Source organism: Escherichia fergusonii ATCC 35469, from assembly GCF_000026225.1.
Taxonomy (GTDB): Bacteria; Pseudomonadota; Gammaproteobacteria; order Enterobacterales; family Enterobacteriaceae; genus Escherichia; species Escherichia fergusonii.
Map to the genome: position 1 here is coordinate 140,560 of NC_011740.1, position 25,677 is coordinate 166,236.

The window sequence follows — 25,677 nt, forward strand, 5'->3', positions numbered from 1 at the left end:
AAGCGGGTATCAGCACCACATATAAGGAGATCCTGAATGTTGTTAGAAAATGGGTGGTTAGCAGAGGCACGTCGAGTTCCTTCTCCGCATTACGATTGCCGCCCGGATGACGAGGCCCCGTCACTTTTGGTGGTGCACAATATCAGTTTGCCGCCAGGGGAATTTGGTGGTCCGTGGATAGACGCATTATTCACCGGAACTATTGATCCTGATGCCCATCCTTTCTTTGCTGAAATTGCTCATTTGCGTGTATCAGCGCATTGCTTAATTCGTCGCGACGGCGAAATTGTCCAGTATGTTCCTTTTGATAAGCGCGCCTGGCATGCAGGTGTGTCAAATTACCAGGGGCGTGAACGTTGCAATGATTTTTCGATAGGTATTGAGCTGGAAGGTACCGATACGCTTGCTTATACCGATGCTCAGTACTTACAACTGGCGGCAGTGACACGGGCACTGATCACGCTTTATCCGTTGATTGCTAACAATATGACAGGGCATTGCGATATTGCTCCAGAACGTAAAACCGACCCCGGTCAGGCATTTGACTGGGCACGGTTTCGCGCTCTGGTGAATAAGGAGGCAATATGACGTTGTTTACAACCTTACTGGTGCTAATTTTTGAGCGCCTGTTTAAGTTGGGCGAGCACTGGCAATTTGATCACCGTCTTGAGGCTTTATTCCGGCGAGTTAAACATTTTTCCGCTGGGCGCACTTTAGGGATGATGCTCATTACAATGGCTATCACCTTCTTGCTACTGCGTGGTTTACAAGGACTTCTGTTCAATGTTCCCACACTGTTGGTCTGGATCCTGATCTCCTTGCTGTGTATTGGTGCAGGTCGTGCCAGAGTGCATTATCACGCTTACCTGAAAGCGGCATCCCAGGATGATGCCCATGCACGTAAAACAATGGCTAATGAGTTAACGTTGATTCATGGCGTGCCACCCGATTGTGATGAACGTGAGTATTTGCGTGAACTGCAAAATGCGCTGCTATGGATTAACTTCCGCTATTATCTGGCTCCATTATTCTGGTTGGTGGTGGGCGGTTCCTGGGGGCCTGTGACACTTGTTGGTTATGCATTTTTACGTGCCTGGCAATCCTGGCTGGCTCGTTATCAAACACCGCAGCAGCGTCAGCAGTCAGGAGTAGATGCCATTTTACATGTTCTGGATTGGTTGCCAGTTCGCCTTGCGGGTGTTGTTTATGCTTTAACCGGACATGGTGAAAAAGCGCTCCCAGCCTGGTTTGCCTCATTAACTGATCTACATAGCTCCCAATATCATGTACTTACCCGGCTGGCCCAGTTCTCACTGGCACGCGATCCACATCTCGATAAAGTCGAAAAGCCAAAAGCAGCGGTTGCTATGGCGAAGAAAACGTCTGTTGTGGTGGTTGTGGTGATTGCCGTTTTAACGATTTACGGTGCGCTGGTCTGAGTTAAATGCCCTCACCGGGGAGGTGAGGGCGAAATGAAATTAGTGTGCTTTTACTGCTTTTGCCGTTTTCTCTTTAAACAGATAGCCGATACCTAATACGATCAGCCACACCGGGATCAGGTATACCGAAATCGCCATTCCTGGGGTCATCAGCATAATCACCAGTACCGCCGCCATAAACAGCAGGCAGATCCAGTTACCCAGTGGATAAAGCAGGGCAGGGAAGCGGGTTACCACACCTTGCTCTTGTTTGGCGCGCCGGAATTTCATATGCGCCAGGCTAATCATTGCCCAGTTGATCACCAGTGCGGATACCACCAGCGCCATTAATAGTCCGAAAGCGGACTCTGGGGCAAGGTAGTTAATCAGTACGCACAACGCCGTTACCAGTGCAGACACCAGAATGGTGTTGACTGGTACGCCGCGTTTATCGACAGACGCCAGTGCTTTTGGCGCGTTCCCTTGTTGTGCCAGACCAAACAGCATACGGCTGTTGCAATATACGCAGCTGTTATACACGGAGAGCGCAGCAGTCAGTACCACGATGTTCAGTGCATTCGCCACAAAGGTATCGCCTAACTCGTGGAAGATCAGCACAAACGGACTGGTATCGGCGGTAACGCGGGTCCACGGCATCAGCGAGAGCAGTACGGCTAACGAACCAATGTAGAAAATCAGGATGCGGTAGATAACCTGATTAGTTGCTTTCGGGATACTTTGCTCCGGGTTATCAGCTTCTGCTGCGGTGATCCCCACCAGTTCCAGACCACCAAACGAGAACATGATAATCGCCATCATCATCACCAGCCCGGTAAAGCCGTGCGGCAGGAAACCACCCTGATCCCACAGGTTGCTAACGGTCGCCTGCGGGCCGCCGTTGCCACTGAACAGTAGCCAGCCGCCGAAGATGATCATCGCTACCACCGCAATAACTTTGATAATGGCAAACCAGAACTCCATCTCACCAAACACTTTAACGTTAGTCAGGTTGATGGCGTTGATCACCACAAAGAATACGGCGGCAGAAACCCAGGTTGGGATTTCTGGATACCAGAACTGAATGTATTTACCCACGGCAGTCAGCTCTGCCATGGCAACTAAAACGTACAGTACCCAGTAGTTCCAGCCAGAAGCGAAACCGGCAAAACTGCCCCAGTATTTATAAGCAAAGTGGCTAAAGGAGCCTGCGACAGGTTCTTCTACCACCATTTCACCCAGCTGACGCATGATCAGAAAGGCGATAAAACCAGCAATGGCGTAACCCAGGATAATCCCTGGCCCTGCGGACTGTATTACGGAGGCGCTACCCAGGAATAGCCCTGTTCCTATCGCGCCACCCAGCGCGATAAGCTGAATATGGCGGTTTTTAAGGCCGCGCTTTAGCTGCTCGCCGTGCTGTTGACCTTCCATCATGAAACCTCGTGTTGTGTTTACTCTTTATATTTCATGCCGCCTGAATGCACTGAACTATTTTGAGTAAATATTGTTCTGAACTCGCAGTGATGCGTGTGTAATTGTGTACTTCCGATTGTTGTATTTTTTTCTTTACGGTTTCCAATGGTGAATTGTTACCGAAAGTCTTCCGTCAGTTCAAGAATAATGGTAGGCGGCAGTGAATGCACCTGATTTGTGCTGGAATAAATGTGGAGTGCGTAAAAAGTCGCCAATTGTCAATTTCCTAATAATTGCACTACTAAATTAAAGTAATTATTAATTCAATTAGTATGAATAAAAATACATGATATTGGTAAGTGAATCGCTTCAGGTTGCATGATTTTTCGTTTCATTAAAGTTAAATTTTCTTCAGGCTGAGTAAATTTAACATTTGTGCATAGTTACAACTTTGAAACGTTATATATGTCAACTTGTTAAAATGTGCACGGTTTCATGATTTCAATCAAAACCTGTATGGACATAAGGTGAATACTTTGTTACTTTAGCGTCACAGACATGAAATTGGTAAGACCAATTGACTTCGGCAAGTGGCTTAAGACAGGAACTCATGGCCTACAGCAAAATCCGCCAACCAAAACTCTCCGATGTGATTGAGCAGCAACTGGAGTTTTTGATCCTCGAAGGCACACTCCGCCCGGGCGAAAAACTCCCACCGGAACGCGAACTGGCGAAACAGTTCGACGTCTCCCGTCCCTCCTTGCGTGAGGCGATTCAACGTCTCGAAGCAAAGGGCTTGTTGCTTCGTCGCCAGGGTGGCGGCACTTTTGTCCAGAGCAGCCTCTGGCAAAGCTTCAGCGATCCGCTGGTGGAGCTGCTCTCCGACCATCCTGAATCACAGTATGACTTGCTCGAAACACGACACGCCCTGGAAGGTATCGCCGCTTATTACGCCGCGCTGCGTAGTACCGATGAAGACAAGGAACGCATCCGTGAACTCCACCACGCCATAGAGCTGGCGCAGCAGTCTGGCGATCTGGACGCGGAATCAAACGCCGTCCTCCAGTATCAGATTGCCGTCACCGAAGCAGCCCACAATGTAGTTCTGCTTCATCTGCTAAGGTGTATGGAGCCGATGTTGGCTCAGAATGTCCGTCAGAACTTCGAATTGCTCTATTCGCGTCGCGAGATGCTGCCGCTGGTGAGTAGTCACCGCACTCGCATATTCGAAGCGATTATGGCCGGTAAGCCGGAAGAAGCGCGCGAAGCATCGCATCGCCATCTGGCCTTTATCGAAGAAATTTTGCTCGACAGAAGCCGTGAAGAGAGCCGCCGTGAGCGTTCTCTGCGTCGTCTGGAACAACGAAAGAATTAGTGATTTTTCTGGTAAAAATTATCCAGAAGATGTTGTAAATCAAGCGCATATAAAAGCGCGGCAACTAAACGTAGAACCTGTCTTATTGAGCTTTCCGGTGAGAGTTCAATGGGACAGGTTCCAGAAAACTCAACGTTATTAGATAGATAAGGAATAACCCATGTCAGAACGTTTCCCAAATGACGTGGATCCGATCGAAACTCGCGACTGGCTCCAGGCGATCGAATCGGTCATCCGTGAAGAAGGTGTTGAGCGTGCTCAGTATCTGATCGACCAACTGCTTGCTGAAGCCCGCAAAGGCGGTGTCAACGTAGCCGCAGGCACCGGTATCAGCAACTACATCAACACCATCCCCGTTGAAGAACAACCGGAGTATCCGGGTAATCTGGAACTGGAACGCCGTATTCGTTCAGCTATCCGCTGGAACGCCATCATGACGGTTCTGCGTGCGTCGAAAAAAGACCTCGAACTGGGCGGCCACATGGCGTCCTTCCAGTCTTCCGCAACCATTTATGATGTGTGCTTTAACCACTTCTTCCGTGCGCGCAACGAGCAGGATGGCGGCGACCTGGTTTACTTCCAGGGCCACATCTCCCCGGGCGTTTACGCACGTGCTTTCCTGGAAGGTCGTCTGACCCAAGAGCAGCTGGATAACTTCCGTCAGGAAGTTCACGGCAATGGCCTCTCTTCCTATCCGCACCCGAAACTGATGCCGGAATTCTGGCAGTTCCCGACCGTATCTATGGGTCTGGGTCCGATTGGTGCTATTTACCAGGCTAAATTCCTGAAATATCTGGAACACCGTGGCCTGAAAGATACCTCTAAACAGACCGTTTACGCGTTCCTCGGCGACGGTGAAATGGACGAACCGGAATCCAAAGGTGCGATCACCATCGCTACCCGTGAAAAACTGGATAACCTGGTCTTCGTTATCAACTGTAACCTGCAGCGTCTTGACGGCCCGGTCACCGGTAACGGCAAGATCATCAACGAACTGGAAGGTATCTTCGAAGGTGCTGGCTGGAACGTGATCAAAGTGATGTGGGGTAGCCGTTGGGATGAACTGCTGCGTAAAGATACCAGCGGTAAACTGATCCAGCTGATGAACGAAACCGTTGACGGCGACTACCAGACCTTCAAATCGAAAGATGGTGCGTACGTTCGTGAACACTTCTTCGGTAAATATCCTGAAACCGCAGCACTGGTTGCAGACTGGACTGACGAGCAGATCTGGGCACTGAACCGTGGTGGTCACGATCCGAAGAAAATCTACGCTGCATTTAAGAAAGCGCAGGAAACCAAAGGCAAAGCGACAGTAATCCTTGCTCATACCATTAAAGGTTACGGCATGGGCGACGCGGCTGAAGGTAAAAACATCGCGCACCAGGTTAAGAAAATGAACATGGACGGCGTGCGTCACATCCGCGACCGTTTCAATGTGCCGGTGTCTGATGCAGATATCGAAAAACTGCCGTACATCACCTTCCCGGAAGGTTCTGAAGAGCATACCTATCTGCACGCTCAGCGTCAGAAACTGCACGGTTATCTGCCAAGCCGTCAGCCGAACTTCACTGAGAAGCTTGAGCTGCCGAGCCTGCAAGACTTCGGCGCGCTGCTGGAAGAGCAGAGCAAAGAGATCTCTACCACTATCGCTTTCGTTCGTGCCCTGAACGTGATGTTGAAGAACAAGTCGATCAAAGATCGTCTGGTGCCGATCATCGCCGACGAAGCGCGTACTTTCGGTATGGAAGGTCTGTTCCGTCAGATTGGTATTTACAGCCCGAACGGTCAGCAGTACACCCCGCAGGACCGCGAGCAGGTTGCTTACTATAAAGAAGACGAGAAAGGTCAGATTCTGCAAGAAGGGATCAACGAGCTGGGCGCAGGTTGTTCCTGGCTGGCAGCGGCGACCTCTTACAGCACCAACAATCTGCCGATGATCCCGTTCTACATCTATTACTCGATGTTCGGCTTCCAGCGTATCGGCGATCTGTGCTGGGCTGCTGGCGACCAGCAGGCACGTGGCTTCCTGATCGGCGGTACTTCCGGTCGTACCACCCTGAACGGCGAAGGTCTGCAGCACGAAGATGGTCACAGCCACATTCAGTCGCTGACTATCCCGAACTGTATTTCTTACGACCCGGCTTACGCTTACGAAGTTGCTGTCATCATGCATGACGGTCTGGAGCGTATGTACGGTGAGAAACAAGAGAACGTTTACTACTACATCACCACGCTGAACGAAAACTACCACATGCCGGCAATGCCGGAAGGTGCTGAGGAAGGTATCCGTAAAGGTATCTACAAACTCGAAACCATTGAAGGTAGCAAAGGTAAAGTTCAGCTGCTGGGCTCCGGTTCTATCCTGCGTCACGTCCGTGAAGCGGCAGAGATCCTGGCGAAAGATTATGGCGTAGGTTCTGACGTATATAGCGTGACCTCCTTCACCGAACTGGCGCGTGATGGTCAGGATTGTGAACGCTGGAATATGCTGCACCCGCTGGAAACTCCACGCGTTCCGTATATCGCTCAGGTGATGAACGACGCTCCGGCAGTGGCATCTACCGACTATATGAAACTGTTCGCTGAGCAGGTCCGTACTTACGTACCGGCTGACGACTACCGCGTACTGGGTACTGATGGCTTCGGTCGTTCCGACAGCCGTGAGAACCTGCGTCACCACTTCGAAGTTGATGCTTCCTACGTGGTTGTAGCGGCGCTGGGCGAACTGGCTAAACGTGGCGAAATCGATAAGAAAGTGGTTGCTGACGCAATCGCCAAATTCAACATCGATGCAGAAAAAGTTAACCCGCGTCTGGCGTAAGAGGTAAAAGAATAATGGCTATCGAAATCAAAGTACCGGACATCGGGGCTGATGAAGTTGAAATCACCGAGATCCTGGTCAAAGTGGGCGACAAAGTTGAAGCCGAACAGTCGCTGATCACCGTAGAAGGCGACAAAGCCTCTATGGAAGTACCGTCTCCGCAGGCGGGTATCGTTAAAGAGATCAAAGTCTCTGTTGGCGATAAAACCCAGACCGGCGCACTGATTATGATTTTCGATTCCGCCGACGGTGCAGCTGACGCTGCACCTGCTCAGGCAGAAGAGAAGAAAGAAGCCGCTCCGGCAGCAGCACCCGCGGCTGCGGCGGCAAAAGACGTAAATGTTCCGGATATCGGCAGCGATGAAGTCGAAGTGACCGAAATCCTGGTGAAAGTGGGCGACAAAGTTGAAGCTGAACAGTCGCTGATCACCGTAGAAGGCGACAAGGCCTCTATGGAAGTTCCTGCTCCGTTTGCAGGCACCGTGAAAGAGATCAAAGTGAACGTGGGTGACAAAGTGTCTACCGGCTCGCTGATTATGGTCTTCGAAGTCGCGGGTGATGCAGGCGCGGCAGCTCCGGCGGCTAAACAGGAAGCGGCTCCGGCAGCGGCCCCTGCACCAGCGGCTGGCGTGAAAGAAGTTAACGTTCCGGATATCGGTGGTGACGAAGTTGAAGTGACCGAAGTGATGGTGAAAGTGGGCGACAAAGTTGCCGCTGAACAGTCACTGATCACCGTAGAAGGCGATAAAGCTTCTATGGAAGTTCCGGCTCCGTTTGCTGGCGTCGTGAAGGAACTGAAAGTCAACGTTGGCGACAAAGTGAAAACTGGCTCGCTGATTATGATCTTCGAAGTTGAAGGCGCAGCACCTGCGGCAGCTCCTGCGAAACAGGAAGCGGCAGCGCCGGCTCCGGCAGCAAAAGCTGAAACTCCGGCAGCAGCACCGGCTGCGAAAGCAGAAGGCAAATCTGAATTTGCTGAAAACGACGCTTACGTTCACGCGACTCCGCTGATCCGCCGTCTGGCACGCGAATTTGGCGTTAACCTGGCGAAAGTGAAGGGCACTGGCCGTAAAGGTCGTATCCTGCGCGAAGACGTTCAGGCTTACGTGAAAGAAGCGATCAAACGTGCAGAAGCGGCTCCGGCGGCAACTGGCGGCGGTATCCCTGGCATGCTGCCGTGGCCGAAGGTGGACTTCAGCAAGTTTGGTGAAATCGAAGAAGTGGAACTGGGCCGCATCCAGAAAATCTCTGGTGCGAACCTGAGCCGTAACTGGGTGATGATCCCGCATGTTACTCACTTCGACAAAACCGATATCACTGAGCTGGAAGCGTTCCGTAAACAGCAGAACGAAGAAGCAGCGAAACGTAAGCTGGATGTGAAGATCACCCCGGTTGTCTTCATCATGAAAGCCGTTGCTGCAGCACTTGAGCAGATGCCTCGCTTCAACAGTTCTCTGTCGGAAGACGGTCAGCGTCTGACCCTGAAGAAATACATCAACATCGGTGTGGCGGTGGATACCCCGAACGGCCTGGTTGTTCCGGTATTCAAAGACGTCAACAAGAAAGGCATCATCGAGCTGTCTCGCGAGCTGATGACCATTTCTAAGAAAGCGCGTGACGGTAAGCTGACTGCGGGCGAAATGCAGGGCGGTTGCTTCACCATTTCCAGCATCGGCGGCCTGGGTACTACCCACTTCGCGCCGATTGTGAACGCGCCGGAAGTGGCTATCCTCGGTGTTTCCAAGTCCGCGATGGAGCCTGTGTGGAATGGTAAAGAGTTCGTGCCGCGTCTGATGCTGCCGATTTCTCTCTCCTTCGACCACCGCGTGATCGACGGTGCTGATGGTGCCCGTTTCATTACCATCATTAACAACACGCTGTCTGACATTCGCCGTCTGGTGATGTAAGTAAAAGAGCCGGCCCAACGGCCGGCTTTTTTCTGGTAATCTCATGAATGTATTGAGGTTATTAGCGAATAGACAAATCGGTTGCCGTTTGTTGTTTAAAAATTGTTAACAATTTTGTAAAATACCGACGGATAGAACGACCCGGTGGATGATGGGCGTCATAAAAAAAACGTCAGACCCGCCGGAGATAAATATATAGAGGTCATGATGAGTACTGAAATCAAAACTCAGGTCGTGGTACTTGGGGCAGGCCCCGCAGGTTACTCCGCTGCCTTCCGTTGCGCTGATTTAGGTCTGGAAACCGTAATCGTAGAACGCTACAACACCCTCGGCGGTGTTTGCCTGAACGTCGGCTGTATCCCTTCTAAAGCACTGCTGCACGTAGCAAAAGTTATCGAAGAAGCCAAAGCGCTGGCTGAACACGGTATCGTCTTCGGCGAACCGAAAACCGATATCGACAAGATTCGTACCTGGAAAGAGAAAGTGATCAATCAGCTGACCGGTGGTCTGGCTGGTATGGCGAAAGGCCGCAAAGTCAAAGTGGTCAACGGTCTGGGTAAATTCACCGGGGCTAACACCCTGGAAGTGGAAGGTGAGAACGGCAAAACCGTGATCAACTTCGACAATGCGATCATTGCAGCGGGTTCTCGCCCGATCCAACTGCCGTTTATTCCGCATGAAGATCCGCGTATTTGGGACTCCACAGATGCGCTGGAACTGAAAGAAGTACCAGAACGCCTGCTGGTAATGGGTGGTGGTATCATCGGTCTGGAAATGGGGACCGTATACCACGCGCTGGGTTCACAGATTGACGTGGTTGAAATGTTCGACCAGGTTATCCCGGCAGCTGACAAAGACATCGTTAAAGTCTTCACCAAGCGTATCAGCAAGAAATTCAACCTGATGCTGGAAACCAAAGTTACCGCCGTTGAAGCGAAAGAAGACGGTATCTATGTGACGATGGAAGGTAAAAAAGCACCGGCTGAACCGCAGCGTTACGACGCCGTACTGGTAGCGATTGGTCGTGTGCCGAACGGTAAAAACCTCGACGCAGGCAAAGCAGGCGTGGAAGTGGACGACCGTGGTTTCATCCGCGTTGATAAACAGCTGCGTACCAACGTACCGCACATCTTTGCTATCGGCGATATCGTCGGTCAGCCGATGCTGGCACACAAAGGTGTTCACGAAGGTCACGTTGCCGCTGAAGTTATTGCCGGTAAGAAACACTACTTCGATCCGAAAGTTATCCCGTCTATCGCCTATACCGAACCAGAAGTTGCATGGGTGGGTCTGACTGAGAAAGAAGCGAAAGAGAAAGGCATCAGCTACGAAACCGCCACCTTCCCGTGGGCAGCTTCTGGTCGTGCTATCGCTTCTGACTGCGCAGACGGTATGACCAAGCTGATTTTCGACAAAGAATCTCACCGTGTGATCGGTGGTGCGATTGTCGGTACTAACGGCGGCGAGCTGCTGGGTGAAATCGGTCTGGCAATCGAAATGGGTTGTGATGCTGAAGACATCGCACTGACCATCCACGCGCACCCGACTCTGCACGAGTCTGTGGGCCTGGCGGCAGAAGTGTTCGAAGGTAGCATCACTGACCTGCCGAACCCGAAAGCGAAGAAGAAGTAATTCTTCGAGTGCCGGGACATCCGGTAATTAAAAAAGCGGCTAACCACGCCGCTTTTTTTACGTCTGTAATTTACCTTTCCAGTCGCCTTGCTCCGCGCTCAGAGAGACGTTCCCGTACTGCTGAGCGTTGCTCACTACTAAGTCTGGAGACGCGGCTGGTGTCATTCAAGCGATTCTCGCGAAAGACCTGACGTTGTTCAGGTGTTGCTGACTGAATTCGCTGGCGAGCGCTATCCCTTTGCTGTTGGCTCAGCGGTCGTTGCTGATTCTGAACTTTCTCCCGAAAAGCCTGACGCTGCTCAGGCGAGGCCGATTGAATACGCTGGCGGGCGCTATCCCTTTGCTGCTGACTCAACGGTCGTTGCTGGTTCTGAACTTTCTCCCGAAACGCCTGGCGCTGCTCAGGTGTCGCAGAATCATAACGCTTACGGGCTTTCTCCCGCTGTTGTTGAGTTAACTGGCGTTGCGGTGGGCGAACATTCCCGTCTTCACGGTTGTGGTATTCGCCATTAAAACGTGAAGTGTTGCTGTTACGGCGGGGCAGAGCATAATCACGAAAATCATCCTGTTGCTCCCGCTGATGAAATTGCTGTGAAGCAGCCTGACGTTGTGTATCACGCATGGTCACTGGTGCAGAGTGCGTCCGCTGTTGAAATTGACTCGCTGCCGCCTGGCGCTGGATATCGCGAGACTGTGCTGGCAGCTGTGTGGTGCTCATACCACCATTGACGTTTGTTTGATGAAAACGTTTTGCCATATCCTGATCATGGTAAGGCACGCCGTCACGGTAATTTGGATTATGCTGCCACCTCATATTCTTGTCAGTAAGATGCTCACCCGTGATACGGTTGAAATTATTGACGTTGATATTGATGTTATCGCCGTTATGCTGCCAGCCGTTCCCGTCCCGATAGTCGTCGTTGTGGTTATGGTGATTGTCGTCATCATGATGATGATCGTGATGATCATCATCCCAGTCGATATTGCTGAATAAGGCATACGTTGTGGCAACACCCATGCTGTAACCGAAGCCGCGCACGAAGCTATCAACAAACGGTTCGCCTGCTGGTGGTGGCAAATAAACGGGTGGATAAGCCGTATTTTCCCAGCTTCCGTAAACTACGGTGGGGTTATAGTTTGGAATATAAATTACGTCCGGTTTCGTTGGCTCAATGGTGATAATAGTCGGTTCGGGATCTGGCTGGGTAATAATGGTTGTTGTACTGGCGACAGACGTCGTGTCCTGGTTTTCCGATTCATGAGATTTTACCGGCGCAGCTTTCCGGGTTGTGGTCACAACTTTCTGTTCCACGGTTGATTTTAACGATCCGGTCTGCTGTGCCAGGCGACGTAATTTCTGTACTGAGTCCATGACGTCCTGCGGTTGTGCCAGGAATGCATCACCAAGATTTTTCACCCACTCCGGGTTTTCGCCCATTAATGCCATTAGTTGCGGAAAAGCCACCAGCGATTTTACGCTGGCATCCCAGGGTTGGTCAGAAACGGCCTGAATAGCATTATCACCCTGTTTTGTCGGATTATCTCGTGACCACTGAACTGCCTGTGCCACATTGGTTGGATAAGTGGCTGCCATCAATACTTGTGATAGCAAAGCATCAGGATAAAGCGCAATTGGCGCGACCCACTGGTCAATTTGCGCAGTGGTAAAAGTCGATTTCACTTCAGCGGTACTGGCAGGCGTAAGTGGTAGGGTTGCCGTTACTTCTGGTGCAGGCGTTGCTGGAGGAACTGGTGTCGGTTGCTCCCCGATTTGTGGGGCTGTTGCCACGGTGGCAATAACGGGCACTGGCTGGACGGGGGTATCTGGCGTGCGGCTTTTTATATATAGCCCGGCAGAGGCGGCACAAAGCCCGGCACTGCAAATAAGCACCAGCACATTGGGTTTAAACGGCGAAGTTATTATCATGATCCTGATCTCAAGGAAATCGTAATGGTCGGCGAACTGCCACCCGCAGGTGCTGAATGCGAAAGTATAAAGAGGCTGTAGTTTAAATTTTGACGAATATTGGGATTTGTTGAGATGGGTGATTATAACCGTGCGAATTAACAGGTGGTTTCAGACTGGTAACATTCTCTAGACTATCCTTAACGATTCAGCCACTTTTTTGTGTTGCTTTTTTGTAAACGAATTAACACATCGCTAAAATCCTGCTATTCTGCCCGTTGCGGTACTGGGCATTTACCCTACAAACTGCTGTCTCACAGGAGCGTGAAGAGAATCGCCTGCCGCACTATGACAATGAGAGCGAGGAGAACCGTCGTGCTAGAAGAATACCGTAAGCACGTAGCTGAGCGTGCCGCTGAGGGGATTGCGCCCAAACCCCTGGATGCAAACCAAATGGCCGCACTTGTAGAGCTGCTGAAAAACCCGCCCGCGGGCGAAGAAGAATTCCTGTTAGATCTGTTAACCAACCGTGTTCCCCCTGGCGTCGATGAAGCCGCCTATGTCAAAGCAGGCTTCCTGGCTGCTGTCGCCAAAGGCGAAGCTAAATCCCCGCTGCTGACTCCGGAAAAAGCTATCGAACTGCTGGGCACTATGCAGGGTGGTTACAACATTCATCCGCTGATCGACGCGCTGGACGATGCCAAACTGGCACCGATTGCTGCCAAAGCACTGTCCCACACGCTGTTGATGTTCGATAACTTCTATGACGTAGAAGAGAAAGCCAAAGCAGGCAACGAATATGCGAAGCAGGTAATGCAGTCCTGGGCAGATGCCGAATGGTTCCTGAATCGTCCGGCGCTGGCTGAAAAACTGACCGTTACCGTCTTCAAAGTAACTGGTGAAACCAACACCGATGACCTTTCTCCGGCACCGGATGCGTGGTCACGCCCGGATATCCCACTGCACGCGTTGGCGATGCTGAAAAACGCGCGTGAAGGCATCGAGCCAGACCAGCCGGGTGTTGTTGGTCCGATCAAGCAAATCGAAGCTCTGCAACAGAAAGGTTTCCCGCTGGCGTACGTCGGTGACGTTGTGGGTACGGGTTCATCGCGTAAATCCGCCACGAACTCCGTGCTGTGGTTTATGGGTGAAGATATTCCTCATGTACCGAACAAACGCGGCGGTGGTTTGTGTCTCGGCGGTAAAATTGCGCCAATCTTCTTTAACACAATGGAAGACGCCGGTGCACTGCCAATCGAAGTCGACGTCTCTAACCTGAACATGGGCGACGTGATTGACGTTTACCCGTACAAAGGTGAAGTGCGTAACCACGAAACCGGCGAACTGCTGGCAACCTTCGAACTGAAAACCGACGTGCTGATTGATGAAGTGCGTGCTGGCGGCCGTATTCCGCTGATTATCGGGCGTGGCCTGACCACCAAAGCGCGTGAAGCACTTGGTCTGCCGCAGAGCGATGTATTCCGTCAGGCGAAAGATGTCGCTGAGAGCGATCGCGGCTTCTCGCTGGCGCAGAAAATGGTCGGTCGTGCCTGCGGCGTGAAAGGCATTCGTCCGGGCGCGTACTGCGAACCGAAAATGACCTCAGTCGGTTCTCAGGACACCACCGGTCCAATGACCCGTGATGAACTGAAAGACCTGGCGTGCCTGGGCTTCTCGGCTGACCTGGTGATGCAGTCTTTCTGTCACACAGCGGCTTATCCGAAACCAGTTGACGTTAACACTCACCACACGCTGCCGGACTTCATCATGAACCGTGGCGGTGTGTCGCTGCGTCCGGGTGATGGCGTAATTCACTCCTGGCTGAACCGTATGCTGCTGCCGGATACCGTCGGTACTGGCGGTGACTCCCATACCCGTTTCCCGATCGGTATCTCTTTCCCGGCGGGCTCTGGTCTGGTGGCATTTGCAGCTGCAACAGGCGTAATGCCGCTGGATATGCCGGAATCCGTTCTGGTTCGCTTCAAAGGCAAAATGCAGCCGGGCATCACCCTGCGCGATCTGGTACACGCCATTCCGCTGTATGCGATCAAACAAGGTCTGCTGACCGTTGAGAAGAAAGGCAAGAAAAACATCTTCTCTGGTCGCATTCTGGAAATTGAAGGTCTGCCGGATCTGAAAGTTGAGCAGGCCTTTGAGCTGACCGATGCGTCCGCCGAGCGTTCTGCTGCCGGTTGTACCATCAAGCTGAACAAAGAACCGATCATCGAATACCTGAACTCCAACATCGTTTTGCTGAAGTGGATGATCGCGGAAGGTTACGGCGATCGTCGTACCCTGGAACGTCGTATTCAGGGCATGGAAAAATGGCTGGCGAATCCTGAGTTGCTGGAAGCCGATGCAGATGCGGAATACGCGGCAGTGATCGACATCGATCTGGCGGATATCAAAGAGCCAATCCTCTGTGCACCGAACGACCCGGACGACGCGCGTCCGCTGTCTGCGGTACAGGGCGAGAAAATCGACGAAGTGTTTATCGGTTCTTGCATGACCAACATCGGTCACTTCCGTGCCGCCGGTAAACTGCTGGATGCGCATAAAGGTCAGCTACCGACCCGCCTGTGGGTGGCACCGCCAACCCGTATGGACGCTGCGCAGCTTACCGAGGAAGGCTATTACAGCGTCTTCGGTAAGAGCGGTGCGCGTATCGAGATACCTGGCTGTTCCCTGTGTATGGGTAACCAGGCGCGTGTAGCAGACGGTGCGACGGTGGTTTCCACCTCTACCCGTAACTTCCCGAACCGTCTGGGTACTGGCGCGAACGTCTTCCTGGCTTCTGCTGAACTGGCTGCTGTTGCGGCGCTGATTGGCAAACTGCCGACACCGGAAGAGTACCAGACCTACGTGGCGCAGGTAGATAAAACAGCCGTTGATACTTACCGTTATCTGAACTTCAACCAGCTTTCTCAGTACACCGAAAAAGCGGATGGGGTGATTTTCCAGACTGCGGTGTAACAGCCTGAAAATAGCTCAGGTGTTATCCTGAATACCTGACAAGCAACACTTCTTTAAACCCCCTTTTTGCTCAAGGAAAGGGGGTTTATTTTTATTCCTTATCCTTTTCCACCTTTTATTCTTGCATAGTACTGCGATAATTAAACCTAAGGTGCAATGCAGTATTGGCGCATTGCCAGGAGCAGAGGAACATACTATGGATTACGAATTTCTGCGTGATGTAACCGGAGTGGTAAAGGTGCGCATGTCCATGGGGCATGAAGTCATCGGGCACTGGTTTAATGAAGAGGTGAAAGAAAACCTGGCCTTGCTTGACGAAGTGGAAGACGCAGCGCGCACGCTCAAAGGCAGCGAACGTTCCTGGCAACGGGCAGGGCATGAATACACCCTGTGGATGGACGGCGAAGAGGTGATGGTTCGCGCCAATCAACTGGAATTCGCTGGCGATGAAATGGAAGAGGGGATGAACTACTACGACGAGGAAAGCCTGTCGCTGTGCGGCGTTGAGGACTTCTTGCAGGTAGTAGCGGCTTATCGCGATTTTGTGCAGCAGAAGTAGATTAATCAGGCGGAGCCTCTGTGCTCCGCCTGAGTCGTTAAACAGCTGGCATATTGCGCCCGTAATAAATCTCGCGCATCTCTTTCCACAGCGCCGCGGTAATTTCCTCACGCTCGCTGTCGGTTAAATCTTCTGGCCTTGTGTGGAACATATAGTGCTTAAGGTCGAACTCTTTAAGCAACATCTTGGTATGGAAGATATTTTCCTGATAGACGTTCACATCCACCATGTCATACAGCGCCTTCATATCGTCAGACATAAAGTTCTGAATCGAATTAATCTCATGGTCGATAAAGTGCTTCATACCGTTAATGTCGCGGGTAAAACCGCGCACGCGATAATCAATGGTTACGATATCGGACTCAAGCTGGTGGATCAGGTAATTCAGCGCCTTCAGCGGAGAAATCACGCCGCAGGTAGAGACTTCAATATCGGCACGGAAGGTACATAAACCACCTTCAGGATGGCTTTCCGGGTAGGTATGTACGCAAATATGACTTTTATCGAGATGGGCAACGACCGTTTCTGGCAGTGGGCCGGGGTGTTCTGTTTTGTCGATAAGTTTCGGGTCGACCGGTTCTTCACTCACCAGAATAGTGACGCTGGCACCTTGTGGTTCGTAATCCTGGCGGGCAATGTTAAGAATATTGGCTCCGATAATGGAACAGGTTTCTGACAGAATTTCGGTCAGGCGGTTGGCATTATAGAGTTCATCGATATAAGCGATATAACCGTCGCGCTCTTCGGCAGTTTTGGCATAGCAGATATCGTAAATACAAAAACTCAGACTTTTGGTCAGATTATTAAAGCCATGCAGTTTCAGTTTTTTCAATTTCTTATCTTCTCCTTAGGACGGCTGTGAGGCCAGTGCGTCTTGCAGATACTGAGGTAAGGCAAAAGCTGCCGTATGGACTGCCGGATTGTAATAACGGCATTTCAGGCCAGAAGCGAGAAAACGCGCCTGAATAATTTCGCTTGAGAGATGGCGTAAGGCGTCGTTATCTGTCGCCCATGCAAAGGTCATGATGCCGCCGTAATAGGTCGGGATTGCCGCCTGATAAAAGCCGACATCGCTAAAATAATTGCTGAGTTTGCGATGACTGTCGATAGCCTCTTCCTGCTGTAAAAAGCAGACGCCGTTTTGTGCGACGAAGATACCGCCAGGATTCAGGCAACGTTTGCAGCCTTCATAAAATGCTGAGGTGAACAGACTTTCGCCGGGACCGATAGGATCGGTGCAGTCGGAGATAATGACATCAAAGGTCTGGCTGGTTTGATTAACGAAATTGACGCCATCGTCGATCACCAGTTTAAAGCGCGGATCGTCGTAGCTACCGGCGTTATGGTTGGGCAGATACTGACGGCAGAACGACACGACACCCGCATCGATTTCCACCATCGTGATTGACTCAACGTTTTTATGTCGGGTCACTTCACGCAGCATGGCACCGTCGCCGCCGCCGATAATCAGCACATCTTTCGCGTGACCGTGGGCTAATAGCGGAACGTGGGTCATCATCTCATGATAGATAAACTCGTCGCGCTCGGTGGTTTGTACTACGCCATCCAGCGCCATTACGCGGCCAAATGCAGCGTTCTCAAAAATGATCAGATCCTGGTGATCGGTCTTTTCATGATACAGAACGTTATCTACCGCAAAGTACTGCCCAAACTGGTCGTGTAGCGTTTCATGCCACTGTTTTTTCTCGGCCATGGGTTGATACCTCCTTTGTTAACACCCGTAAAAAAAGGGCGCAACATAATAGCTAACATTGACCGCGGATGCACGGTCAATATTTCTACAAAAAGGTATCAGGGATTATTTGACGTAGGCAAGCAGGCTTAAGGAATCGCGGGCCAGGGCTTTGCACTTTTTAGCGACGGGAATGCCGATGCCGCTGAGATCGCGGTAGCTGTCTTCACCGAGGGATTTCATATCGAAGGTGTCGTAGTTGCTGAGATCCCACTGGTTTTGCTGGGCGAAAAAGACCAGTGCGCGACGAATTTGTCCGTTAGGTAAGTTCTGGTAACCACAATCATTCTTCAGAAAAACAAAAACTGCCGTTAAATCGGCCATATCTTCGGCTTCAGACTCGCTGAGCGCGTAACTGTTTGCGCAAACGGCCATCAGGCTGCCGAATAACACTGTTCTGAAAAACGTCTTCATTGCTTCTACCAGGGGCTTAAAGAAGATAAACGTTAGCACACTGCGAGCGAGGCGACGACCATTATTGTCGATTAAATTGTGTCTGCGGCTTGACCTTCCCGTAAGGGGAAGGACTATGCTCAACGTTTGATTTTGTTTCGCCTGCTTAAGAATAAGGAAATACCTATGCAACGCCGTGATTTCTTAAAATATTCCGTCGCGCTGGGCGTGGTTTCGGCTTTGCCGCTGTGGAGCCGAACAGTTTTTGCCGCCGAACGTCCAACACTGCCGATCCCCGATCTCCTTACCTCTGATGTTCGTGGCCGCATAAGATTATCAATCATGCAAGGCCAGTCCACCTTTGCCGGAAAAACCGCGACCACCTGGGGCTATAACGGCAATCTGCTGGGGCCGGCGGTGAAATTACAGCGCGGCAAAGTGGTAACGGTTGATATCTATAACCAACTGACGGAAGAGACGACGTTGCACTGGCACGGGCTGGAAATACCGGGTGAAGTCGACGGCGGCCCGCAGGGAATTATTCCGCCAGGTGGCAAGCGCTCGGTGACGTTGAACGTTGATCAACCTGCCGCTACCTGCTGGTTCCATCCACATCAACATGGCAAGACCGGGCGACAAGTGGCGATGGGGCTGGCTGGGCTGGTAGTGATTGAAGATGACGAGATTCTAAAATTAATGCTGCCAAAACAGTGGGGTATCGATGATGTCCCGGTGATCGTGCAGGATAAAAAATTTAACGCTGACGGGCAGATTGATTATCAACTGGATGTGATGACCGCTGCCGTGGGTTGGTTTGGCGATACGCTGCTGACCAATGGTGCTATCTACCCGCAACACGCCGCCCCGCGCGGCTGGCTGCGCCTGCGTTTGCTCAATGGCTGTAACGCCCGCTCGCTCAATTTCGCTACCAGCGACAATCGTCCATTGTATGTGATTGCCAGTGACGGTGGTCTGCTACCTGAACCGGTGAAGGTGAGCGAGCTGCCGGTGCTGATGGGCGAACGTTTCGAAGTGCTGGTGGAGGTTAACGACAACAAACCCTTTGATCTGGTGACGCTACCGGTCAGCCAGATGGGGATGGCGATTGCGCCGTTTGACAAGCCGCATCCGGTAATGCGGATTCAGCCGATTGCCATTAGTGCCTCTGGTGCTTTGCCAGACACATTAAGTAGCCTGCCAGCATTACCTTCGCTGGAAGGGCTGACGGTACGTAAGCTGCAACTCTCTATGGACCCGATGCTCGATATGATGGGTATGCAGATGCTGATGGAGAAATATGGCGATCAGGCGATGGCCGGGATGGACCACAGCCAGATGATGGGCCATATGGGGCACGGCAATATGAATCATATGAACCACGGCGGGAAGTTCGATTTCCACCATGCCAATAAAATCAACGGTCAGGCGTTTGATATGAATAAGCCGATGTTTGCGGCGGCGAAAGGGCAGTACGAACGTTGGGTTATCTCTGGCGTGGGCGACATGATGCTGCATCCGTTCCATATCCACGGTACACAGTTCCGTATCTTGTCAGAAAATGGCAAACCGCCAGCGGCTCATCGCGCAGGCTGGAAAGATACCGTTAAGGTAGAAGGTAATGTCAGCGAAGTACTGGTGAAGTTTAATCACGACGCACCGAAAGAACATGCATATATGGCGCACTGCCATCTGCTGGAGCATGAAGATACGGGGATGATGTTAGGGTTTACGGTATAAAAAGACCGTATTTGGAAATATGCCCGGATCTCTCCGGGCATTATGGTTATTTCACATCATCCGGCAACGCATAAGCCACAATATAGTCGCCCATCTTCGTACCAAATGAACCGTGACCGCCTGCGGATATCACCACATATTGCTTGCCATTCACTTCATAGGTCATCGGTGTTGCCTGACCACCCGCCGGTAAACGGCCCTGCCACAGTTTTTCACCGTTGCTCATGTTGTAAGCGCGCAGGTAGTTATCTGCCGTAGCGGCGATAAACAGCACGTTACCCGCCGTGGAGATTGGCCCGCCCAGCATCGGCATACCCATATTGAACGGCACAGGAACCGGCATCGGGAACGGCATGCTGTCCTGCGGCGTACCAATGCGTTTCTTCCACACCACTTCATTGGTTTTCAGATCCAGCGCCGAAATATAACCCCATGCTGGCTGTTTACATGGCAGACCAAATGGTGAAAGGAACGGGTTAAGCGTAACGCCATACGGTACGCCGTACTGCGGCTGAATGCCGGATTCCGTACCGGTGCCTTTGGCATCTTTTGGCTGTTCCATCGGGTTGCCAGGACCGCGAGGGATCAGTTTCGAAACAAACGGCAGTGCCATTGGGTTGGCAATTGCCACTTCACGATTCGGATCAACGGAAATCCCGCCCCATTCGAACATCCCCAGGTTACCCGGGAAGACCAGCGTACCCTGTTCAGATGGCGGCGTGAAAATACCTTCATAGCGCATCTGGTGGAACATCACGCGGCACACCAGTTGGTCAAACATGGTGGCGCCCCACATATCCGCACCGCTCAAATCTTTCTTCGGACGGAAGCTCAGTTCAGAGAACGGTTGAGTAGGGGTAACGTAATCACCTTTCGCTGCGCCTTGGGGAACTGGTTTTTCCGGGGCCGGAACCACCAGTTCACCATTGCGGCGATCAAGCACAAAAATGTTGCCGGTTTTCGCTGGAGCGTAAATAACCGGAACTTTTTGACCATTAACGGTGATATCTGCCAGCGTTGGCTGTGCCGGAAGATCCATATCCCACAGGTCGTGGTGAACGGTCTGATAGCTCCACGCCAGTTTCCCGGTAGTGGCATTCAGCGCCAGAATCGAGCTGGCATAACGTTCCTGTTCTGGGGTGCGGTTACCGCCCCAGATATCTGGCGTGGTAACGCCCATCGGCAGATACACCAGATCCAGCTTCGCGTCATAGGCCGCAGGTGCCCACGAGTTTGGCGAGTTAAAGGTAAAGGTGTGTTCGTCAGACGGGATCGCGTTCGGATCTTTCGCGCCTGGATCAAAGGCCCACAACAGCTCCCCGGTATTGACATCAAAACCACGGATCACGCCAGACGTTTCGCGGGTTGAGAAGTTATCAGTGACGGAACCCGCCATCACGATGGTTTTATCAGTGATAATCGGTGGTGAAGTCGGCTCATACAGGCCCGGTTTGGTGTCCGGCATGTTGCTTTGCAGGTTGAGCACGCCTTTATTGGCGAAGGTTTCGCACAGCTTGCCGTTTTCAGCGTTAATCGCAATCAGGCGGCCATCATTGACTGGGAGAATGATACGACGCGGGCAATCCGCCATCACTTCCGGCGAAGCAGTTTCTGCTTTGGCTTCATGATAAGAGACACCACGGCAGGTTACATGCTGGAAAGACTCGTTGGTTTTCAGCTCAGGATCGTAATGCCATTTCTCTTTGCCGCTGGCGGCATCGAGCGCAAACAAACGCTGGTGAGCGGTACACAGGTAAAGCGTGTCGCCTACTTTAATCGGCGTCACTTCATTGGTGATTTCGCCCGGATCGTTCGGCTGTTTCACATCGCCTGTACGGAACACCCAGGCTTCTTTCAGCTTGTGGACGTTATCAGCGTTAATTTGTTTCAGTGGTGAAAAGCGTTGACCTTCCTGATTGCGACCATAGGCAGGCCAGTCTTGATCGGCAACGGGGGAGATAGCTTCGGCAGGTGTAGCATCAGCGCTTAAGGTGCCGTTGATTTCCTGTGGATCGTTAAATCCGGCCCAGGTGAGGATACCACCGCTAATCAACAGCGCGACCACCAACGCGGCAACTGCGCCGCTGGCAGGAATGACCAGGCGACGCCAGACAAACGGCAGGATCAGCCAGATACCAAAGAAGACCAGAATGTCGCTACGCGGCGTCAGCGCCCAGAAATCGAAACCCACTTCCCAGACGCCCCAAATCATGGTGCCAAGCAGCAATGCCGCGTAAAGCCAAAGTGCGGCGCGTTTGCTGCGCCACAGCATCCAGGCGACGCCGAGCATCATAAGGCCAGCGATAGGGTAGTACCAGGAGCCGCCGATCGCGACCAACCAGCCTCCGCCAATGAGAAGATACAGCCCGCAAAGCGCTGCAAATAGGGCTGTTAGCGTGACGAGTAATCGTCGCGAGCCGGTATTGTTAATTGCCATAAAGAGACACCATTTCAATTCATTAATATTTTAGTAGCAATTAATTATAGGTTTTAACATGTGTGATCGTCATCACAATTCGAGCTTTATTAACAGATTCCGCCAATGAATAGTTTTACTGGTATACTGCGTGTCTTGCGCTTTGTTGCGGTGCCAAAACCTGCCCGTGCGAAGTGATTTGTTTTTAAATCATATGGTTAGAGATATGAAACATACTGTAGAAGTAATGATCCCCGAAGCGGAGATTAAAGCGCGTATCGCCGAACTGGGTCGTCAGATTACTGAGCGTTACAAAGACAGCGGCAGCGATATGGTGCTGGTAGGCCTGCTGCGTGGCTCATTTATGTTTATGGCGGACCTGTGCCGTGAAGTTCAGGTATCTCATGAAGTCGATTTTATGACCGCCTCCAGCTACGGTAGCGGCATGTCCACCACCCGCGATGTGAAAATCCTCAAAGATCTGGATGAAGATATCCGTGGCAAGGACGTGCTGATTGTTGAAGATATCATCGACTCGGGTAATACACTGTCGAAAGTGCGTGAAATCTTAAGCCTGCGCGAACCGAAGTCGCTGGCGATTTGTACGCTGCTGGATAAACCGTCCCGTCGTGAAGTGAACGTCCCGGTAGAATTTATCGGTTTCTCGATCCCGGATGAGTTTGTGGTGGGTTACGGCATTGATTACGCTCAGCGTTACCGCCATCTGCCGTACATCGGCAAAGTAGTGCTGCTGGACGAGTAAGTGCGGATGTGCCGGATGTGTTGCATCCGGCATGGTGTTTTTATTTGTGGTTGGCGTGTTTAAGCTTGAGATTGGAAATCCCGTGACGGTAACGTTGTTCAAGGGTTTCGCGGTTGGTGGCGGTAACATCCAGATCACGCAGCAAACCGTCGTGAATGCCGTAGGCCCAGCCGTGAATGGTAACTTTCTGCCCGCGTTTCCACGCTGATTGCATAATGGTGGAGTGGCCCAGGTTATATACCTGTTCCATGACGTTCAGTTCACACAAGGTATCCAGACGGCGCTCTTGCGGCATTTCGCCAAGCAATGAGCTATGTTTGAACCAGATATCGCGAATGTGCAGCAGCCAGTTGTTGATAAGCCCCAGTTCTGGGTTTTCAACTGCGGCTTGTACGCCGCCGCAACCGTAGTGGCCACAGATAATAATGTGTTCAACTTCGAGAACATCCACTGCATACTGAACCACGGAAAGGCAGTTCAGGTCGGTGTGAATGACCAGGTTAGCAACATTACGGTGAACAAAGAGTTCGCCCGGTTCAAGACCGGTTAAACGTTCTGCAGGAACGCGACTGTCGGAACATCCAATCCATAGAAAGCGCGGTTTTTGCGCTTGCGCCAGTTTCTCAAAAAACCCGGGATCCTCTTCCACCAGCATTTTTGACCATAGTGCATTGTTGCTGATGAGTGTATCTATGTCTTTCATGGAGGTTAACGACCTGTAACCAAATAATTACGTTTGGCTAATATAGGGCAACTCCGGGACGATTTAAACCACAGATAAAGTGTAAGAACGTAAGGTAAGTAAAAATTTATGACCATTGCACTGGAACTTCAACAGCTTAAAAAAACCTATCCAGGCGGCGTTCAGGCGCTTCGTGGAATCGATTTGCAGGTCGAAGCGGGTGATTTTTATGCGCTTCTCGGGCCGAACGGGGCCGGGAAATCAACCACTATCGGTATTATCAGCTCTCTGGTAAATAAAACCTCCGGGCGGGTCAGCGTATTTGGTTACGATCTCGAGAAGGATGTCGTGAACGCTAAACGTCAGTTGGGACTGGTGCCGCAGGAATTTAACTTCAACCCGTTTGAAACCGTGCAACAAATTGTGGTGAACCAGGCGGGGTACTACGGTGTAGAGCGCAAAGAAGCGTACATCCGCAGCGAAAAGTATCTTAAACAGCTCGATTTATGGGGAAAGCGTAACGAACGTGCGCGTATGTTATCGGGGGGGATGAAGCGCCGTTTAATGATTGCTCGTGCGTTAATGCATGAACCTAAACTGCTGATTCTTGACGAACCAACCGCAGGTGTGGATATCGAACTTCGCCGCTCAATGTGGGGATTTTTGAAGGATTTAAACGACAAAGGCACCACCATCATTCTTACCACGCACTACCTGGAAGAAGCAGAAATGCTGTGCCGCAATATCGGCATTATTCAACACGGTGAGCTGGTGGAAAATACCTCGATGAAGGCGCTGCTGGCGAAGCTGAAATCGGAAACTTTTATTCTCGATCTCGCGCCGAAAAGCCCGTTACCGAAGCTCGATGGCTATCAGTATCGACTGGTCGATACTGCTACGCTGGAAGTTGAAGTGCTGCGTGAGCAGGGGATCAACAGCGTGTTCACGCAGTTAAGTGAGCAGGGCATTCAGGTATTAAGTATGCGTAACAAAGCTAACCGTCTGGAAGAGCTGTTTGTTTCACTGGTTAATGAAAAACAAGGAGATCGCGCATGATGCATCTTTACTGGGTGGCACTAAAAAGCATCTGGGCGAAAGAGATCCATCGCTTTATGCGTATCTGGGTGCAGACGCTGGTGCCACCGGTCATCACCATGACCCTTTATTTTATTATCTTCGGTAACCTGATTGGTTCGCGCATCGGCGATATGCATGGCTTCAGCTATATGCAGTTCATCGTGCCGGGGCTGATCATGATGTCGGTAATCACCAATGCCTACGCCAACGTCGCTTCATCATTTTTTGGTGCCAAGTTCCAGCGTAATATTGAAGAGCTGCTGGTTGCACCCGTACCGACTCACGTGATTATTGCCGGATATGTCGGCGGTGGCGTAGCGCGCGGACTGCTTGTTGGCATGCTGGTGACAGCAATTTCGCTGTTCTTTGTGCCGTTTCAGGTGCATTCGTGGGTATTTGTCGCTTTAACGCTGGTGCTCACGGCGGTGTTATTCTCCCTTGCTGGATTGCTGAACGGCGTGTTTGCCAAAACGTTTGATGACATCAGCCTGGTGCCAACCTTTGTGTTAACGCCACTCACGTATTTGGGCGGGGTCTTTTACTCCCTGACTTTGCTGCCGCCGTTCTGGCAGGGACTGTCGCACCTGAACCCGATCGTTTATATGATCAGTGGTTTCCGCTACGGCTTCCTCGGAATCAATGATGTGCCGCTGGTCACTACATTTGGCGTACTGGTGGTCTTTATTGTGGCGTTTTATTTGATTTGCTGGTCGCTGATCCAACGTGGGCGTGGTTTGCGTAGCTAAGGCTATTTCCTCTCCTCTGGATTCGGGGGAGAGGAGTTTTGAAGGCTATCACCCTTTATCAACAATGGTCAGGGTAGACTGATTTTCGGCTAAGGAGGAAGGT

19 protein-coding genes are annotated in these 25,677 nt (G+C 51.5%); 12 read left to right on the forward strand and 7 right to left on the reverse strand.

Annotated elements, in window-relative coordinates; genetic code table 11:
- Positions 1-36: 36 nt before the first annotated feature.
- Positions 37-588: a 1,6-anhydro-N-acetylmuramyl-L-alanine amidase AmpD gene (ampD, locus tag EFER_RS00895; RefSeq protein WP_000923695.1), complete on the forward strand. Its 552-nt coding sequence runs from the start codon at positions 37-39 to the stop codon at positions 586-588.
- Positions 585-1,439 carry a beta-lactamase regulator AmpE gene (gene ampE, locus EFER_RS00900; protein WP_000171974.1) on the forward strand — a complete coding sequence of 285 codons (855 nt, stop codon included), beginning with the start codon at positions 585-587 and terminating at the stop codon, positions 1,437-1,439. The genes ampD and ampE overlap by 4 nt, the downstream gene beginning before the upstream one ends.
- Before the next feature lie 39 nt (positions 1,440-1,478).
- Here the strand turns inward: ampE and aroP are convergent, their stop codons facing one another.
- Positions 1,479-2,852: an aromatic amino acid transporter AroP gene (aroP, locus tag EFER_RS00905; protein ID WP_000969915.1), complete on the reverse strand. Its 1,374-nt coding sequence runs from the start codon at positions 2,850-2,852 to the stop codon at positions 1,479-1,481.
- A 589-nt stretch (positions 2,853-3,441) separates the two neighbouring features.
- On the opposite strand from aroP, the gene pdhR reads away from it, so the two are divergent.
- From pdhR to lpdA, 4 genes are all read left to right on the forward strand, one after another.
- Positions 3,442-4,206, forward strand: coding sequence for a pyruvate dehydrogenase complex transcriptional repressor PdhR (gene pdhR, locus EFER_RS00910; RefSeq protein WP_000331776.1), 765 nt, complete (start codon positions 3,442-3,444; stop codon positions 4,204-4,206).
- A gap of 160 nt (positions 4,207-4,366) precedes the next feature.
- Complete coding sequence (gene aceE, locus EFER_RS00915) at positions 4,367-7,030, forward strand: pyruvate dehydrogenase (acetyl-transferring), homodimeric type (RefSeq protein ID WP_000003821.1); 2,664 nt, start codon at positions 4,367-4,369, stop codon at positions 7,028-7,030.
- A gap of 14 nt (positions 7,031-7,044) precedes the next feature.
- On the forward strand, positions 7,045-8,937 hold the full coding sequence (gene aceF / locus EFER_RS00920; protein WP_000963505.1) for a pyruvate dehydrogenase complex dihydrolipoyllysine-residue acetyltransferase: 1,893 nt from the start codon (positions 7,045-7,047) through the stop codon (positions 8,935-8,937).
- A gap of 207 nt (positions 8,938-9,144) precedes the next feature.
- Positions 9,145-10,569, forward strand: a complete 1,425-nt coding sequence (gene lpdA, locus EFER_RS00925) for a dihydrolipoyl dehydrogenase (protein WP_000102485.1) — start codon at positions 9,145-9,147, stop codon at positions 10,567-10,569.
- Positions 10,570-10,639: 70 nt separating this feature from the next.
- On the opposite strand, the gene EFER_RS00930 is transcribed toward lpdA, so the two are convergent.
- Positions 10,640-12,496: a DUF3300 domain-containing protein gene (locus tag EFER_RS00930; protein WP_000587613.1), complete on the reverse strand. Its 1,857-nt coding sequence runs from the start codon at positions 12,494-12,496 to the stop codon at positions 10,640-10,642.
- 354 nt (positions 12,497-12,850) lie between these two features.
- On the opposite strand from EFER_RS00930, the gene acnB reads away from it, so the two are divergent.
- Entirely contained in the window at positions 12,851-15,448 is a 2,598-nt protein-coding gene (gene acnB, locus EFER_RS00935) for a bifunctional aconitate hydratase 2/2-methylisocitrate dehydratase (RefSeq protein ID WP_012599867.1), read from the forward strand.
- A 196-nt stretch (positions 15,449-15,644) separates the two neighbouring features.
- Positions 15,645-16,007 carry a protein YacL gene (gene yacL, locus EFER_RS00940; protein ID WP_000384317.1) on the forward strand — a complete coding sequence of 121 codons (363 nt, stop codon included), beginning with the start codon at positions 15,645-15,647 and terminating at the stop codon, positions 16,005-16,007.
- A gap of 37 nt (positions 16,008-16,044) precedes the next feature.
- On the opposite strand, the gene speD is transcribed toward yacL, so the two are convergent.
- From speD to EFER_RS00955, 3 genes are all read right to left on the reverse strand, one after another.
- A complete protein-coding gene (gene speD / locus EFER_RS00945) occupies positions 16,045-16,839 on the reverse strand; it encodes an adenosylmethionine decarboxylase (protein ID WP_000734288.1) in 795 nt (264 codons plus the stop codon).
- A 15-nt stretch (positions 16,840-16,854) separates the two neighbouring features.
- Positions 16,855-17,721 carry a polyamine aminopropyltransferase gene (gene speE / locus EFER_RS00950; RefSeq protein WP_000818399.1) on the reverse strand — a complete coding sequence of 289 codons (867 nt, stop codon included), beginning with the start codon at positions 17,719-17,721 and terminating at the stop codon, positions 16,855-16,857.
- A gap of 105 nt (positions 17,722-17,826) precedes the next feature.
- Positions 17,827-18,174 carry a YacC family pilotin-like protein gene (locus EFER_RS00955; RefSeq protein WP_000846617.1) on the reverse strand — a complete coding sequence of 116 codons (348 nt, stop codon included), beginning with the start codon at positions 18,172-18,174 and terminating at the stop codon, positions 17,827-17,829.
- Between the two features lie 165 nt (positions 18,175-18,339).
- Between EFER_RS00955 and cueO the strand changes: the two genes are divergently transcribed.
- Positions 18,340-19,890 (forward strand): multicopper oxidase CueO, encoded by a 1,551-nt coding sequence (gene cueO / locus EFER_RS00960; RefSeq protein ID WP_001189665.1) that lies wholly within the window; start codon positions 18,340-18,342, stop codon positions 19,888-19,890.
- A gap of 46 nt (positions 19,891-19,936) precedes the next feature.
- Here the strand turns inward: cueO and gcd are convergent, their stop codons facing one another.
- On the reverse strand, positions 19,937-22,327 hold the full coding sequence (gcd, locus tag EFER_RS00965; RefSeq protein ID WP_012599868.1) for a quinoprotein glucose dehydrogenase: 2,391 nt from the start codon (positions 22,325-22,327) through the stop codon (positions 19,937-19,939).
- Positions 22,328-22,532: 205 nt separating this feature from the next.
- Between gcd and hpt the strand changes: the two genes are divergently transcribed.
- Positions 22,533-23,069 carry a hypoxanthine phosphoribosyltransferase gene (gene hpt / locus EFER_RS00970; RefSeq protein ID WP_000683336.1) on the forward strand — a complete coding sequence of 179 codons (537 nt, stop codon included), beginning with the start codon at positions 22,533-22,535 and terminating at the stop codon, positions 23,067-23,069.
- A gap of 40 nt (positions 23,070-23,109) precedes the next feature.
- Here hpt and can read toward each other — a convergent pair whose 3' ends face one another.
- Positions 23,110-23,772 carry a carbonate dehydratase gene (gene can, locus EFER_RS00975; protein WP_000651599.1) on the reverse strand — a complete coding sequence of 221 codons (663 nt, stop codon included), beginning with the start codon at positions 23,770-23,772 and terminating at the stop codon, positions 23,110-23,112.
- Between the two features lie 108 nt (positions 23,773-23,880).
- Between can and EFER_RS00980 the strand changes: the two genes are divergently transcribed.
- A complete protein-coding gene (locus EFER_RS00980) occupies positions 23,881-24,807 on the forward strand; it encodes an ABC transporter ATP-binding protein (RefSeq protein ID WP_000150637.1) in 927 nt (308 codons plus the stop codon).
- Positions 24,804-25,574, forward strand: a complete 771-nt coding sequence (locus EFER_RS00985; protein ID WP_000972208.1) for an ABC transporter permease — start codon at positions 24,804-24,806, stop codon at positions 25,572-25,574. The genes EFER_RS00980 and EFER_RS00985 overlap by 4 nt, the downstream gene beginning before the upstream one ends.
- The last annotated feature ends 103 nt before the right edge of the window (positions 25,575-25,677 follow it).

Coding starts and splice junctions, on each gene's coding strand:
- ampD (WP_000923695.1), top strand. CDS start 37: ATGTTGTTAGAAAATGGGTGGTTAGCAGAGGCACGTCGAGTTCCTTCT.
- ampE (WP_000171974.1), top strand. CDS start 585: ATGACGTTGTTTACAACCTTACTGGTGCTAATTTTTGAGCGCCTGTTT.
- aroP (WP_000969915.1), bottom strand. CDS start 2,852: ATGATGGAAGGTCAACAGCACGGCGAGCAGCTAAAGCGCGGCCTTAAA.
- pdhR (WP_000331776.1), top strand. CDS start 3,442: ATGGCCTACAGCAAAATCCGCCAACCAAAACTCTCCGATGTGATTGAG.
- aceE (WP_000003821.1), top strand. CDS start 4,367: ATGTCAGAACGTTTCCCAAATGACGTGGATCCGATCGAAACTCGCGAC.
- aceF (WP_000963505.1), top strand. CDS start 7,045: ATGGCTATCGAAATCAAAGTACCGGACATCGGGGCTGATGAAGTTGAA.
- lpdA (WP_000102485.1), top strand. CDS start 9,145: ATGAGTACTGAAATCAAAACTCAGGTCGTGGTACTTGGGGCAGGCCCC.
- EFER_RS00930 (WP_000587613.1), bottom strand. CDS start 12,496: ATGATAATAACTTCGCCGTTTAAACCCAATGTGCTGGTGCTTATTTGC.
- yacL (WP_000384317.1), top strand. CDS start 15,645: ATGGATTACGAATTTCTGCGTGATGTAACCGGAGTGGTAAAGGTGCGC.
- speE (WP_000818399.1), bottom strand. CDS start 17,721: ATGGCCGAGAAAAAACAGTGGCATGAAACGCTACACGACCAGTTTGGG.
- EFER_RS00955 (WP_000846617.1), bottom strand. CDS start 18,174: ATGAAGACGTTTTTCAGAACAGTGTTATTCGGCAGCCTGATGGCCGTT.
- cueO (WP_001189665.1), top strand. CDS start 18,340: ATGCAACGCCGTGATTTCTTAAAATATTCCGTCGCGCTGGGCGTGGTT.
- gcd (WP_012599868.1), bottom strand. CDS start 22,327: ATGGCAATTAACAATACCGGCTCGCGACGATTACTCGTCACGCTAACA.
- hpt (WP_000683336.1), top strand. CDS start 22,533: ATGAAACATACTGTAGAAGTAATGATCCCCGAAGCGGAGATTAAAGCG.
- can (WP_000651599.1), bottom strand. CDS start 23,772: ATGAAAGACATAGATACACTCATCAGCAACAATGCACTATGGTCAAAA.
- EFER_RS00980 (WP_000150637.1), top strand. CDS start 23,881: ATGACCATTGCACTGGAACTTCAACAGCTTAAAAAAACCTATCCAGGC.
- EFER_RS00985 (WP_000972208.1), top strand. CDS start 24,804: ATGATGCATCTTTACTGGGTGGCACTAAAAAGCATCTGGGCGAAAGAG.